A 12,695-nucleotide genomic window follows, 5' to 3' on the forward strand; every position below is an offset into this window, starting at 1 on the left:
TTCCTTAAATACGATAGATATCGGGATACAACGCACTCACGGCGTCTGTATCAGGATGAAGTGTGCGATTAAATGTCACATTGAAATCAAATGAGGGGTTTTGTTCGTAGTTGCCCTGGTCATTCAGAAAATAAGGTGTTCGAATACCGCTTGCCCGCTGAACGCCAATGCCTTGTTTGCGGAGAGCTTCAACAAAGGGCAATGAATTGGCGATCATTCTGACAATAGCGGTAATATCACTCGCTGAATAATGGCCTAACTGGGTAACGAAAGCCTGAACTTGGTACGTTTTTTCGGATAACTGGTTTTCTTGGTGATTGGCTTTATTGCCTTGAACGTTATATTTACGCCCTTGCCAGCCGTAGCCGTTTTCATTAATGGGAAAGAACATCACCATATTATCTTCACGGCCTTGCTTGGTAGATTGAAAACCGGCTTTAACGGGGATCTCAATGTCGACTGCTTTTAACTGCAACAAGAGTTGTTTGCGAATAGCAATATCAACCTCATAATCCGTCATAAGTACCCGCCTCGATACAGATCACCGATTTCCAACCATCTTGTTCGTACCAGTCAGCATCACCCACAACATCATATTTTCGACCATTGAATACAAGAAAATCAGGAGATGTTCCTCGTTGTACAGCTTTAATATCATGAGAGGTATATAAGCGTCGGTACACTTGGCTCGAATCTAATCCCATTGATTGAACATCTTGAGTATCAACGGCCTGCCAACTGCCACGAACTTCTACGGGATCATAATAATAATTTTGGTCATTCCCTCGTTTATCAGGTGCCCGTTCTTTAAATCGAAACCAGAGCACCTTTTGCTGTGGAATATAACGTGAAGCAATACGATTTAAGTTACCAAACATTATTTATCCTCCACTGCGAAACTAACCGCTTGAAGCATTTGGCCGGTATCGACTAACGGCTTATCGGTGGCTTTCCCTTTGCTGTGACAGCGTGCTCTTGCTTTGACCGTTGACTCCTCCAGTGCAGGTGTTGTGACTGCTTTTATTGCCATTTTCACATCGCCCGCAACCGTCGCACCAATTTGAGTCAGCCCATTATCCAGAGTGATGTTGCCCTTAATAGAGGCTTTCACAGCACGAAAATTTAACTGACTATAATCCTGCTTTTTATCATTCATGGTCGGTCGTAAAAATGGGCGAGGAGGAATGCCACCAGCGAGATAGCCCAACTCTTGAATAGAGGCAATATAAGCAATAGGTGTTCCATCGGGATATTTTGCGTGCTCAAAGAAGCCAACACTTAATCGCTTTTTAGCCAATTCATCATAAACCGCTTTTAATTGCGCTAATTTAGTCATTAACGTAATCGCCCTCCTCGTGTAAACCGTCCTCCTACACCACGAAATGCTGAACGCTCACCGCCACCACCAAAATATTGAGGAACGCTACAACGTTTAATGAGTGCTAGAAACTGCTGGCCGAAGGTTGTCATTTTAAACCAGTGCGACCAGTCCGAACCGGCAGGAGGTGCCGTAAATGACACGCTTACCTTATCGATAGTCACACTCGTCACAACACCCGTGGGCGACTCATCATCAGCAATCATTTTTCTGAGTGTTAGCATGTGTGCAACAACAAGCATCCACAGCTCGTTAGTACAAACACCCTTACAGGCAGAGAAATAGTTCAGCGCAGATTGAGCAATGATAAATATTTCATCATCACCCACACCGTTAAACTGAGGATAGAGCACACGGAATGACGTTAAAGGAAATGTGCTCGTCTCCATGATCACTTACCTTTTTTGTTGGTTTTAGGAACGTCTAACTTTTCAGCCTCTAACGATTCAGGCGTGTCAGGGGCTGATTGATCGCTCGCTTCCATATCTGTGGCGACTTTTTCGGGATCTTCTTTACGAGGCTCAACGGTAATAAAACCATTCTCACAATGAAGGTTAAAAACGTGATTTTCTTTGAGCTGTTTATATTGCTCATCAGAAATTTCTGTCACACGGCCACGCGGTGTGTACATGTGTTTAGTCATCACGTTCGCTTGACCCGCAATAAACACTTTCCCGTCTCTCACGGTGTAGTTCTGGTCATTTGATAAGGTGCAATATGCGTAAAGAGGCATGGAGTACTCTCCTGTTGTTTGGATATAAAAAAGCCCTCAAATGAGGGCGCAAAAAGAGAAGTGGTAAGATTAAATGCCTGTTAAGCGTGTCACCGCCCACGGACGGGTCACAAATACACCTGCAGTCGCATTGGTTGCATCTTCCATATACCCTTTAATTTGGTTGAGTGAACCTAATAACTGGTATTTCACAGGAACGACTTGAAGGATCACCGCACTGGTTGCCGTTGAGCCATCATCAATGCTATCTGCGAACATATAGGCCACATCAGCCCCACCATTTGCGCCAACAAATTCAGGAGAGAAAACCAGACGCATATTTGGATAGTTTTCATTTATCCATTGTTTAACTGTTTCACCACGTGCCACCGGATTAGCCACATTCAGTGCAGAACGAAAGCCCAACGGTAATGTTAAGGTGATTGGCGTATCATCTTTGATGATACCGCCAGAACTCGTTTCAATACGTGAGAACATATCGGTAATATCAGCAGTAATATCTGCAAATGTTCCACCTTTCCATTTACCCTTTGCTGTTTCATAGGCGGGTAAGTTAGGCTCATTCATCAAACCAAAGACGCGCGTTTCAGGGCTATTAAACCCGTAGTAACCCACGCGCTCACGACCTTGCTCTAATGATTCAGTCACTGAATTACGTTTTTCTTCCATCGCAACAAAGCCAGCAGAAGATTGACGCGCTTCTTCTAATTTACCCACTTGGAAGCCTAATTCGAAACGGACAAGACCACGGCGCTCTTGGTCTTGCGCATAAGACGCTAATGGTACATTGGTATGATCACCATAAAGTTCGGCTTTACCGGTTGGTGTCGCCACATTCAGAATGATTTCTTCATCATGCCACTCGCCCGCATTAACGATACCCGTGATTTCATCTAACACACGCACGCGCGTAGCAGTACGAATGACACCCGGTAAAACGTGTTGCAACATTTCACGCTGAATTAAACCACCCTGCATTGCGCCACCGCTAATTGCGGAGTCCATCGCAGAAAAACCACCAAAGCCGATTTGCGCTAATTCTCCGTATGTCCATTTCTGGTCAGGGTTAATATTTAGTTGGCCATGTTTTTTGACATCACGGCCAGACATGTGAAACTTAATTTTACTGACTGGCATTATTCACCTTCCTTTGGAGATGCTGGATATGGGATTTCTGTTAAACGAATAATGCCCAAGTGAGCACTTTCTGTGGATTCAAGGTGTCGGCTGATAAAACCAATGACACGATCACCAGCACTAATGGTTGCTTTAGACGATAACGAGCCGTCAACTTCATCGAACACAACCGGTGCGTTGATTTTCCCTGCCACTTCTTTTAGCTCAACAAAAACTTCACCCATTGTCAGGAATTCACCTTGCGTACCGTTACGAGCGAATGCTTCTTCGATACGATAGGCTTTAGGGTTAATCATGATCCCCGCAAATGCCCCTTTACCCCCAACTTGAACAGACTCTACGGAATCATCTTTGTAGGTATAGGCGCGACCGAAAATATTCAGATTTTCATCTGCTGAACTAAGAATTGCTGAAACAGCACGAATAGGGCCTGCATGACTAATTTCACCGACAACACCAGAAATTAAGCCATTTGCTACTGATTTAGGAATTGCCATTATTTAGCTCCCCATTTATCCATAATTGTTTTATTGCTCACTGCAGAGTCCATTGTTGAGCTGGGCTTTTGAGAATCAGGTACACGTCCCTGCATCCATGCATCAAGAGCAATCGCTTCGGTTCCCTTACTGCATTGAATACCCAGTTCTTTAACACCGTACTCCGCGACTTGTTGTTGAGTCATAGCAGAGTGGTCAAACACACCAATAAACGGCGTTAATTTATGCGCTAACGCATCACGCGCACCGATTTGTTTGAGTAATTCACCCGTATCCATTGCCGGTTTTGCTTTCTCTAATCGCTTAATTTTACGTTTTAGCGATGCCATTTCATCCATTGCAGTCATGCTACGATTTAGGCGCTTTAAACGACGATTAAGACCATCGGTAGTTGCTTGGTCAAGATGCTCTTTAGCTTCTTCAATCGCTTCGACTGCAGTTTCAATCGCGACTTCGGCTTTTTCTACTGCTTCAGGTTCGCCAGATTCTGCTTCTTCTGTGGCAATTTCAGCTTTTTCCACTGCTTCTTCTGCTTTCTGCTCTTCGTCAGGGTCTGAATCAGTTGAAGGCTTATCTTTATCTTCTGGATCATCATCTGTCGCAGGTTTAGCACTGGTGATTGCTTCTTTGATAATGGCTTTTAACGCTTCCAATTGCTCGGGCGTAAATGCACCTTCATCAGTGGTTGGTTTGTCTTTGTTTTCATCTTCAGGATTCATGCGAATAAGTTCCTTTGTGTCTATGGTAATAACGGAGTGGTCTTGCACAGCAACATCAGCGCCAGTGCGCCCTTCATCGACTAACGCAAGATGGTTGGCTCTAATATGCCGTTGTATGGCGTCATAACGTTCACCGTTAAATTCGCCTGGTGTGAAATCGTAAATACAGCGATAACCCGGAGATAATTCAATTTTCCCCCCCTCAATTTGGTTAAGCGCTGAATTAGACAGGATTTTGATATTGCCTCTGAGGTAGGGGTATTCAAAATAGACTCGCTCCCCGATTACCCCTTGTATCCCCTTTGTCTCTGCGGGTGTGCCGTCTTTCCCTAACATTTCATGCTCATCAACAAAGGGCATTAATTTGAAAGAGTTAATTGTCTCTGTGCTGGCCAGTTCTTCTTGCGGGCGATACACCTTGTAAATCTTTTCGGGTATTGGTGCGCCAATTTCAAACCCTAAATAATCAAAAACCCCAACTTTAGAGATGGGGTTATCTTTTACTTCCAGCCAGCCGTTTAAATCATATTGTCGCTTTGTCATGTCTCCTCACCAAAATCAATAACCGGTGTCCAGAAGCACTTACAATTTGGCAACTGTCCGGGCAGTCCTCGCTCTCCCGTTTTGGGATCAATAATCGGTGGGTTATCTAAATCAAATACTTCACCATCCAATTTAATATGCCATTCACGAGGTTCTGCACTCCCACCAGAGTGATGCCAAACCGCCTTACGAATACCGGCAGATTTCATGCGCTCATAGTTCACCACTGTCGTGATTTTCCGTGTTTGGTCAACAGCAATAAAATTCGCCCTTTTTTCAGTCACACTGCCTGTATGTCGAATTTCCTCTAATAGTGTCTTTGCGCCCTCACCACCTTGGCTAATAGAGCGTAAAGCAACACTTTCAATACGTTGATGAAATTGCAGTGGAATGGATTTAATTAACGATACGTTTTCAGCTGTAGAGGCAATGATTTTATCTTTGAGTGGTTGTGGCATATCAGGGGTTTTGATAGTGATCCCCCCTGATAACTGTTTGAGAGAATCATCTAAATTACGCTTTGCACCTATATCGACTTGGGAAACAAATTTATCCGCAATCTCTGTGGATTTTTGTTTAAAAATCTTATCCCATTTGCGTTTTAGTCGGTTAAGCCAGATGCGTGTTTGACTGGCAAAGCTGGCATCCATCGTAAAGCCATCAAAGTCGTCATTTAATTCACTAAACACTTTTTCATAGTCTTTAATCATTGCATTAATGAGTCGTGACATGTCACCTTGATAACGACTAGCTGGGGCGACTGAATACTGCAGAGGTTTCCCCTTCATGACCGCTTGACGCGAAATTGCCCATTGCGCTCGCTTCGTTCGTACTCGTATTCGCCTCGACATAATCTGCCTCGTTCACTTCAATGCCGTAATAGCTAGACGCTTTATCACTGGCCAGTTTCTTGCGGATATCTAACCCATCAATCGCCCCCGTTGTTGCATAAGCTGAATCGGCTTGTGCTTGTTTAAGCTCAATATCCGCACTCTCAACAGCAGTCGGGCTATCAAGCGGTGCCCATGTGATAGAGATTTCAGTCACAGGCAAACCTTCACTACGCATTAACATGTCGTAATGGCGCTGTAATAGCTCTTCAAGGTCGTTTGATTGAATACTTTCAAGCTCTTCGCGGTAATTAGCTTCTTCGTATTCCCCCGTTGAGTTAAAGCCTTTCGGTGTTGTGCCTAATAGCTTTGTCGCGGGTACATTGGAAGCTGATGCCACCAGCTGATATTGCGTCATAATGGTGGCGTCTAAATCCGCTAATGACGTATCGAACTGTTGAACTACATCTTCTTTACCTACTGTCTGAACACCGTAATTATCTCTCATCTCAATGAACTCAAGGATATTTTGACGAATAGTCAATTCATCCATTCCCTCAACATCTGCCATACCAATAGTCAGTAAGCGCTTAGTCATTGCCAGTTGTGGCGCTTCATTAGCGGTACGCTCTGATGCATAGACACGCTCATAAATGCGTTCTGGTACAGATACACCAAAGTAGTTGTAGAGGGGCTTAAGCACGTTAGGTACGGGGAACGGTACAAATTTAATAAAATGCGATTTATGGTACTTGCGTCCACCAATCACATAATAGGTTGGCTCGTAGAAATCCATGCTTGCAGGATCTTGAACATTGGCGTCTGTTAAATCAGCCGTTACCCATTGTGGATCAATCTGTTTGATCCCTTTGTACATGCCTTTTGTCACGCCATCGATATTAAACGGGTTTTCGTACCACTCTTTCGGGTTAGATGTCTCAACAACAAATAATGCTAAACGACCGCCGTATACTCTCCCAAAATGAACCAACTCTTTCAGTTGGTGTGTAATACGGTATTTTTTATCGCGTTTACGGAGTTTTTTACTGATAGCTCTATCATCGTCATTATCACAATCAATATCGTAACCCTGACGTATCGCATCACGCGCGGGCATATTACAAGCTTTATCAACAAGCCAATGTTTAGCGATAACCGCACACATATTGTTGCCGATAAACATTTGTGAGGCATACCAAGAAGCTTGAGCCTCAGGTACGCCGTAAACTTGCTCGCCTTTAAATGAAGGGACATAGCTATCAATGCTATCCATTGCGACGCCATTAATTATAGGCTGGGGTAAGTCCAATCCTTTAAAGTCATTATTAGGAACCAGTGAAGAATATAAATGCGTTGAGAACGCAGACCGTTTGGTTACTTTTTTTATTTCAATTTTTTTCTTACTAAATGGCCACATACTAAGTCCTCTTACGAGAGAAGAAACCGCCTTTTTTCTTCTGATATAAATCACGTAATGCTTGCGTCATCGCATCCACTGTGTCGTCATTGCTAGAGAACGGGAATGTAGTGATCTCTTCTACGGTTTCTACAATCCACGGCGCAATGTCTTTGTGGGGGAGCCACACATTCCCAGCCTCCCACTCAGCAGTACACGCATGAGCACGAGCAACCTTGCTACCATCTGGCTCGACGGGAATTAACCCTGAGACGGTTGATTTGAGAGAGTCGATTACAGCAGGGCCATTAGCTTTGTCTTCCACCAGCTTACGTCGCCCTTCAGGGAATTTTTCAGCCAACCATTTCACTGACTTTAAGGTTTCAGTAAAGCTCATGCGTTTTCGAATTTGATACAGTAAATAAGCATTTGCGTCTTTCTTGCCCCATACTTGCCCTACCACATAGTCAGTACCGTCACTGTCTTTAAAGGTCATATCCCAACTATGGATAACCTTATCGAATTTTTCAGGCAGGTCTTTCGGTAAGTAATACTGAGCAAATTCTTCGTGGAAAATTTGACCATCACCTGGCTTAGGTGATTGTTGGTACATTGCAGACCAGAAGTAATCACCAATGATTGCTTTTGTCTCAAGGAGTTTGTCAATTGGGTGTAACTCTGGTACCAGTGCTTCCCCTCGCTCATTGATTGCAGGGAATGCAAGCACCTTGGTTTCAGGCGCTTTTTCTTTTAATTGGCCAGACAAATCATCAGTTGCCCACCGAGTGGCCATGATAATTTCACCGCTATTTTTTGATAAACGGGTCTTAAAGGTCGAAACGTACCAGTTCCAAATTGATTTTTTAACAGTCTGGCTAAGCGCTTCTTTTGAGTTCTTTATCGGGTCATCAATAATACCGAGGTCAACTTTCTTACCCGTTAATGGGCCACCTACCCCCGCACAAACATAGCCTCCTTTGTGGTTGGCAAGACCAAACTCATCAGAATTACGTTTAACTGCAATGCCGTTCTCAGGCCTGTTGCCTAACCAAGTTTTAGGAAATAGCACACGATATTCATCGGACATCATAATGCGCTGAACATCGGTATTCATATCACCCGCTAAATCTGAGGAATACGACAGCGCACCAACACGCATGTTAGGGTATTTACCAAAGAAATAGGCAGGGAGGTAACGTGAAACAATATCAGACTTACCATGTTGTGGCGGTGCTCCTAAGATTAACTTAGGGCGCTTACCCTTCATCATGTCAATCAAGAACTGGTCGAGCGCATCACATACCGTTTCTGAAAAGTGGCTTGTAATGTACTCAGGGTTTATATACTGAATAAATTCATGCAAACTACGCCTAGCTATCTCTCTCCTGACCTCTTCATCAAACAAGTCGAAATTGACATCCATAGAGATACCTAAAGTGAAAAAAACAACCCTTTCGTGCCAATTACGGCATGAAATGATTTTCATGTTTTTGATAACAATTGATTAACAATAAAAAGGAATTTAAACAGAAAGAAGATTGTTACTTTTAGCGGTTTAGGTTGTGTTTTTAGTTGAGTTCAAAAGTGAAGGGGCGCATTAGCATCATTATGTTAAATAGAACTACTTTTCACCCTTTTTTCTCAATTGAAGTAGTTGCTCGAAACTTAGGTGACTTAAATCTATTCCTGTTGTCTGAATAGGCCCACCATCGGCACCGGTTAATTCCGTCTTGTTCTTCAGCATACCTAAATGCTGTGCAACCATCTTAAGTGCTTCATCTTGATTACGTGTAATAACCTCAACACCAAACTTCCCTTCTTTCACTCCCGCAAATACTCGACGAGCTGGCCCTGTTAAATCACGCGTATCATGGAAATGCGCACGACCAACACCGGCACCGTTACAGCGCGGACAATCAGGATTTGGATCTAATGTTTCATCATAACCGTAGCCACCCACATCTTGTGGCGGAGGTTTATTGGCTGTAAGCGCTTTTTTAGTAGCATCTTCAAACTCTATTGAATCACGCCACTGATAATTGAAACCAAAGCCCCAGCAATGACGACAACATAATCGACGGTATTCGGTCAGCTCGTTAACGTCTGCAGTTGCGATATCCCACCACATTTTTAATACGGCATCTTGGGTTATCTCTGTTCTGCGTTCCCGTTCTGCTAATGCGTCGGTGATTGCCCGATTAACCTTAACATTTCTATACATCCGACTTGCGCTTGCGTATGCCGTATTTCCTTCACATTTACCACCAGCACGCTTATATGCAGCAGTCCTATTTAGGTCAATAAGGTATTCATTAACGAATTTAGCCTGTAACTCAGTAAGCCCGTAATTGCGCAGACTAAAGGTGTTTTGATCATCATGCGCATTACTTGATTCATTACTCTGCGCAGTTGGTATATCACTATTGCGCATTGGCTCTTTTGCGCATTCTTTTTTCTGCGCAATGCGCAATTTCTTGTGCGCAGTTTTTTGCGCATTCTGCGCACGGGATATTTTGATATATCGTCGGGCTGTTGCGTAGTTTAGTTCCTTTAGTTCGCACCACTCTTTAGGGGATATTCCTGTTATAGCATGTTCGGCGAGGAACTGTTGTTGTAGCATCCCCCAATCCGGTTTTGCCATTGTGTTTATCTCCTTTTATAACACTGTGATACCCTAAAATTTATATGCATGCTTAAAAAGCCCCATCAGAGCTCGTATATATTTTTATGGTTCGCATCTTGTATTTCTGAAATTAACCTCAATGTACTGGTACGAGGTCAAATCACTTTTGGCTGTAGTTGTTTTTACATTTCATAACTTAGTAAATTTAGGAATTTATATGAACGGAAACGGTTGGATCGATGACTTACAGAATGCACACGTTTATTGTGACTCTAGCCTGAACATTATTGATGTACTACGTAATTTGGGCAATTCAGGTAATCTAAATGGATGGGTCATTCAGCCACTAGGAATTTCTGGCAGTCACACTTGGTGTTTGGCATCTACTAATGGCATAAAGGTTGCACTTTCCACTACCATTAGCAATATAGCAATGACAAGCAATGTTATTCCTATTGATGACTTACAAGACGCCGCTAAATCCAATGAGATTACAAACGAGCTGTATAAAATATTTTTAAATAACTATCCAACCATCCATGCAACTATTTCATAAGCTTTTTTAGCTAAACATCTAATATAAACAACTCCTTTCTATATACTCCTGCAATCCTTTAATTATTTGTTCTGACTCTGCGATTCGTTCTCTAAGTAACCAATAATTTCTGATAGCGGTGTCAGTAGGTCGGGCGGTGATTGCATCATCCACGCCGGAGGTGGTAACGCCTTCGGATTTTGAACAGTTGGCTTTGATGTACACCCGCTCAGGATGACGCTCGCTAAGATCACGTAACTGGCTAATTTCAGTTTTAGCATTATCGAGTTCCTGCGTATGTTTTACATCGAGATCATGAAGGGATTTTATGCGTGCTTGGTAAGCTTGATTAATACTGACTTGCTCATTGAACGAATTAGTAAGTAATTTGTGATTAGCTTTTAACGTTCCATAGTCATCTATTACCCACCAGAGCCAGAACGCCAATACTACACAACCACCAGCGAGTAATTTGGTGATATTCATAGACGTTACGCCGGATATGATTTCCACGTTAATTGAAAATGAGGACCATCTTTAAATGACTCCCAATTACCGCCCCACTCAACATCAATGCCAAACTCTTTACCTGCTTGGATCATCGCTTCAGCCACTTTTTTAAAGTATGACCATTCTTGCCAAGGTATTGAGCCATTCACAATAGGGGCACAATCCACGGCATGACCAGTAAGATGCCGACTATTCATCGTTCGACTTTTACCATTAATAACCAACTGACGTTGACGAGCTTCATTACGCTTTCCTTCAATAACTATAAAATCGACATCTGTTAATTCAAGTGCTCGTCGAGTTACTTTGACTAAATCAGGATGAACACCCTGCATATTCTTTTCACTACGTGTACTAAATACAAATTTACTCACCGCTAACCTTCCTTAAAAACCGTTTTTCTAGTGTTTTAATTAACTCAGCTCCAGACCAACCGGCTAAACCAGCAATACCACCAGCGAGTTCTGGAACCCACTCATAATAGCTAGACGCTAGATACACCATTGCACCAGCAAAAATAGAGACGATAACTTGAAGGAAAAATACTCCCCAACTTATATGCTCCCCATTCAGCGCTTTATATGCACAACTAGCTGCAGTGCCTAATAAAGTCATAACGCTGATAAGGATGCCCACAAGCCAGTTATAATTATTGGGGTCTTTATATGGCATTTTCTTCATACCTCCCCCTTAGCTTGGGGCTTATTAGTTAATAAAAGTCGGACTTAGTCATAATTACTTTCGTAATCTAAACCGTTCTATTTCCAGTGTGGTTTGTTCAAATCGCTCTTTCTCAAGTTCAACCCCAAGAACTCGACGATTTAACTTTAATGCGGACTTTAGTGTTGCACCTGACCCCATAAAGAAATCAGCAACCAGATCACCTTCGCGACTGCTTGAGCGAATAATGTGTTCCATCATTTCTGCTGGTTTTTCACAAGGATGTTTACCTGCGTAATATTGCACAGGCGGATACGTCCACACATCGGTGTAAGGAACATCAACGGTGACAGAAAAAGGACGACGTAATAATTGATATTGTTCAGCAAGCTCTTGGTACTCTCGACTAAGAGAAACCTGAACCTCTATCAAATCAGCATGATCACGATTTAAAGGATTACTACTGAATTTTTCATTTGCTACACGCTGAAACAGCTCCTGCAGTTTTTTGTAATCAGACTCACTAGGTAGTTGCCATTGGCTATAACTAAACCAATGTGAAGCCATCTGCTTACCTGTTACCTGCTTTATTTCTTTTGCTGTTATTCCTAATGATTCACGTGCAGATTTAAAATACTCAATTAAAGGTTTAAATATGTTTTCTTTAAGCGCTTTGCATTGCTGAAGATAGGTACTACTTTTACCTTTGTATGGGCTTTGATAATGTTCAGCAAATAAAATTCTTTCAGTGCTTGGAAAGAAACTGCGTAAATCAGCTTTACATGCCCTGCGCCAAGGCCCTGATGGTTTAGCCCATATAATGTGACTTAGAATATTAAATCTTTCACGGACGAGTAATTCTGTATCTGACGCTAGTTTCGAACCGCAAAAGATATAAAGACTACCGTTAGGCTTTAATACCCGCCAAAATTCCGCAAGCATTTCATCAAGCCAAGATAAATATGATGTTACGTTTTCCCACTGATTATCCCAACTACAAGACTTCACCTGAAAGTAAGGCGGGTCAGTTGCGATTAAATCAATACAATTATCGTGAACTGACCCCAGTTTATTGGACAGTTTAAATTAGTTAGGTAAAGACTGAGTTCGGTATTGAACTGGACTCAGTCCTTT

The 12,695-nt window shown here is 42.6% G+C and carries 17 protein-coding genes; 1 reads left to right on the forward strand and 16 read right to left on the reverse strand.

Annotated features, from left to right (window positions below; all coding sequences use genetic code 11):
• Positions 1 to 4 precede the first annotated feature (4 nt).
• From CBE70_RS01615 to CBE70_RS01670, 12 genes are all read right to left on the reverse strand, one after another.
• Positions 5 to 520, reverse strand: a complete 516-nt coding sequence (locus tag CBE70_RS01615; protein ID WP_100157943.1) for a phage gateway protein — start codon at positions 518 to 520, stop codon at positions 5 to 7.
• A complete protein-coding gene (locus tag CBE70_RS01620; RefSeq protein WP_100157944.1) occupies positions 507 to 878 on the reverse strand; it encodes a phage collar protein in 372 nt (123 codons plus the stop codon). Before CBE70_RS01620 ends, CBE70_RS01615 begins: the two co-directional genes overlap by 14 nt.
• Entirely contained in the window at positions 878 to 1,336 is a 459-nt protein-coding gene (locus tag CBE70_RS01625) for a hypothetical protein (RefSeq protein ID WP_100157945.1), read from the reverse strand. The genes CBE70_RS01620 and CBE70_RS01625 overlap by 1 nt, the downstream gene beginning before the upstream one ends.
• Positions 1,336 to 1,767 (reverse strand): DUF4054 domain-containing protein, encoded by a 432-nt coding sequence (locus CBE70_RS01630; protein ID WP_082151820.1) that lies wholly within the window; start codon positions 1,765 to 1,767, stop codon positions 1,336 to 1,338. The genes CBE70_RS01625 and CBE70_RS01630 overlap by 1 nt, the downstream gene beginning before the upstream one ends.
• A gap of 2 nt (positions 1,768 to 1,769) precedes the next feature.
• Positions 1,770 to 2,111 (reverse strand): hypothetical protein, encoded by a 342-nt coding sequence (locus CBE70_RS01635; RefSeq protein ID WP_036895353.1) that lies wholly within the window; start codon positions 2,109 to 2,111, stop codon positions 1,770 to 1,772.
• A 69-nt stretch (positions 2,112 to 2,180) separates the two neighbouring features.
• Positions 2,181 to 3,248 carry a major capsid family protein gene (locus CBE70_RS01640; protein ID WP_004250578.1) on the reverse strand — a complete coding sequence of 356 codons (1,068 nt, stop codon included), beginning with the start codon at positions 3,246 to 3,248 and terminating at the stop codon, positions 2,181 to 2,183.
• Positions 3,248 to 3,745, reverse strand: coding sequence for a structural cement protein Gp24 (locus CBE70_RS01645; RefSeq protein WP_100157946.1), 498 nt, complete (start codon positions 3,743 to 3,745; stop codon positions 3,248 to 3,250). Before CBE70_RS01645 ends, CBE70_RS01640 begins: the two co-directional genes overlap by 1 nt.
• The gene (locus CBE70_RS01650) at positions 3,745 to 5,007 is read right to left on the reverse strand and encodes a DUF2213 domain-containing protein (protein ID WP_100157947.1); all 1,263 of its coding nucleotides are present in this window, start codon (positions 5,005 to 5,007) and stop codon (positions 3,745 to 3,747) included. Before CBE70_RS01650 ends, CBE70_RS01645 begins: the two co-directional genes overlap by 1 nt.
• The gene (locus tag CBE70_RS01655; RefSeq protein ID WP_100157955.1) at positions 5,004 to 5,717 is read right to left on the reverse strand and encodes a phage head morphogenesis protein; all 714 of its coding nucleotides are present in this window, start codon (positions 5,715 to 5,717) and stop codon (positions 5,004 to 5,006) included. Before CBE70_RS01655 ends, CBE70_RS01650 begins: the two co-directional genes overlap by 4 nt.
• 37 nt (positions 5,718 to 5,754) lie before the next feature.
• Positions 5,755 to 7,254: a phage portal protein gene (locus tag CBE70_RS01660; RefSeq protein WP_100157948.1), complete on the reverse strand. Its 1,500-nt coding sequence runs from the start codon at positions 7,252 to 7,254 to the stop codon at positions 5,755 to 5,757.
• A gap of 1 nt (position 7,255) precedes the next feature.
• Positions 7,256 to 8,656 (reverse strand): phage terminase large subunit, encoded by a 1,401-nt coding sequence (gene terL / locus CBE70_RS01665; protein ID WP_100157949.1) that lies wholly within the window; start codon positions 8,654 to 8,656, stop codon positions 7,256 to 7,258.
• 198 nt (positions 8,657 to 8,854) lie between these two features.
• Positions 8,855 to 9,874 carry a terminase small subunit gene (locus CBE70_RS01670; RefSeq protein WP_100157950.1) on the reverse strand — a complete coding sequence of 340 codons (1,020 nt, stop codon included), beginning with the start codon at positions 9,872 to 9,874 and terminating at the stop codon, positions 8,855 to 8,857.
• Between the two features lie 199 nt (positions 9,875 to 10,073).
• On the opposite strand from CBE70_RS01670, the gene CBE70_RS01675 reads away from it, so the two are divergent.
• Positions 10,074 to 10,412, forward strand: a complete 339-nt coding sequence (locus CBE70_RS01675) for a hypothetical protein (RefSeq protein ID WP_100157951.1) — start codon at positions 10,074 to 10,076, stop codon at positions 10,410 to 10,412.
• An 18-nt stretch (positions 10,413 to 10,430) separates the two neighbouring features.
• Here the strand turns inward: CBE70_RS01675 and CBE70_RS01680 are convergent, their stop codons facing one another.
• The 4 genes from CBE70_RS01680 to CBE70_RS01695 are packed head-to-tail and all read right to left on the reverse strand — an operon-like array spanning position 10,431 to position 12,641.
• The gene (locus tag CBE70_RS01680; RefSeq protein WP_100157952.1) at positions 10,431 to 10,877 is read right to left on the reverse strand and encodes a lysis protein; all 447 of its coding nucleotides are present in this window, start codon (positions 10,875 to 10,877) and stop codon (positions 10,431 to 10,433) included.
• A 5-nt stretch (positions 10,878 to 10,882) separates the two neighbouring features.
• The gene (locus CBE70_RS01685; RefSeq protein ID WP_100157956.1) at positions 10,883 to 11,236 is read right to left on the reverse strand and encodes a M15 family metallopeptidase; all 354 of its coding nucleotides are present in this window, start codon (positions 11,234 to 11,236) and stop codon (positions 10,883 to 10,885) included.
• A 31-nt stretch (positions 11,237 to 11,267) separates the two neighbouring features.
• The gene (locus CBE70_RS01690; protein WP_306666608.1) at positions 11,268 to 11,582 is read right to left on the reverse strand and encodes a phage holin family protein; all 315 of its coding nucleotides are present in this window, start codon (positions 11,580 to 11,582) and stop codon (positions 11,268 to 11,270) included.
• A gap of 54 nt (positions 11,583 to 11,636) precedes the next feature.
• On the reverse strand, positions 11,637 to 12,641 hold the full coding sequence (locus tag CBE70_RS01695) for a DNA-methyltransferase (RefSeq protein WP_100157953.1): 1,005 nt from the start codon (positions 12,639 to 12,641) through the stop codon (positions 11,637 to 11,639).
• Between the last annotated feature and the right edge of the window lie 54 nt (positions 12,642 to 12,695).

Origin of the sequence: Proteus columbae, assembly GCF_002777965.1 — a bacterium.
Classification (GTDB): domain Bacteria; phylum Pseudomonadota; class Gammaproteobacteria; order Enterobacterales; family Enterobacteriaceae; genus Proteus; species Proteus columbae.

What these genes read in the sequence shown, in the direction of transcription:
- CBE70_RS01615 (WP_100157943.1), bottom strand. Translation starts at nt 520, where the DNA reads ATGACGGATTATGAGGTTGATATTGCTATTCGCAAACAACTCTTGTTG.
- CBE70_RS01620 (WP_100157944.1), bottom strand. Translation starts at nt 878, where the DNA reads ATGTTTGGTAACTTAAATCGTATTGCTTCACGTTATATTCCACAGCAA.
- CBE70_RS01625 (WP_100157945.1), bottom strand. Translation starts at nt 1,336, where the DNA reads ATGACTAAATTAGCGCAATTAAAAGCGGTTTATGATGAATTGGCTAAA.
- CBE70_RS01630 (WP_082151820.1), bottom strand. Translation starts at nt 1,767, where the DNA reads ATGGAGACGAGCACATTTCCTTTAACGTCATTCCGTGTGCTCTATCCT.
- CBE70_RS01635 (WP_036895353.1), bottom strand. Translation starts at nt 2,111, where the DNA reads ATGCCTCTTTACGCATATTGCACCTTATCAAATGACCAGAACTACACC.
- CBE70_RS01640 (WP_004250578.1), bottom strand. Translation starts at nt 3,248, where the DNA reads ATGCCAGTCAGTAAAATTAAGTTTCACATGTCTGGCCGTGATGTCAAA.
- CBE70_RS01645 (WP_100157946.1), bottom strand. Translation starts at nt 3,745, where the DNA reads ATGGCAATTCCTAAATCAGTAGCAAATGGCTTAATTTCTGGTGTTGTC.
- CBE70_RS01650 (WP_100157947.1), bottom strand. Translation starts at nt 5,007, where the DNA reads ATGACAAAGCGACAATATGATTTAAACGGCTGGCTGGAAGTAAAAGAT.
- CBE70_RS01655 (WP_100157955.1), bottom strand. Translation starts at nt 5,717, where the DNA reads ATGATTAAAGACTATGAAAAAGTGTTTAGTGAATTAAATGACGACTTT.
- CBE70_RS01660 (WP_100157948.1), bottom strand. Translation starts at nt 7,254, where the DNA reads ATGTGGCCATTTAGTAAGAAAAAAATTGAAATAAAAAAAGTAACCAAA.
- terL (WP_100157949.1), bottom strand. Translation starts at nt 8,656, where the DNA reads ATGGATGTCAATTTCGACTTGTTTGATGAAGAGGTCAGGAGAGAGATA.
- CBE70_RS01670 (WP_100157950.1), bottom strand. Translation starts at nt 9,874, where the DNA reads ATGGCAAAACCGGATTGGGGGATGCTACAACAACAGTTCCTCGCCGAA.
- CBE70_RS01675 (WP_100157951.1), top strand. Translation starts at nt 10,074, where the DNA reads ATGAACGGAAACGGTTGGATCGATGACTTACAGAATGCACACGTTTAT.
- CBE70_RS01680 (WP_100157952.1), bottom strand. Translation starts at nt 10,877, where the DNA reads ATGAATATCACCAAATTACTCGCTGGTGGTTGTGTAGTATTGGCGTTC.
- CBE70_RS01685 (WP_100157956.1), bottom strand. Translation starts at nt 11,236, where the DNA reads ATGCAGGGTGTTCATCCTGATTTAGTCAAAGTAACTCGACGAGCACTT.
- CBE70_RS01690 (WP_306666608.1), bottom strand. Translation starts at nt 11,582, where the DNA reads ATGAAGAAAATGCCATATAAAGACCCCAATAATTATAACTGGCTTGTG.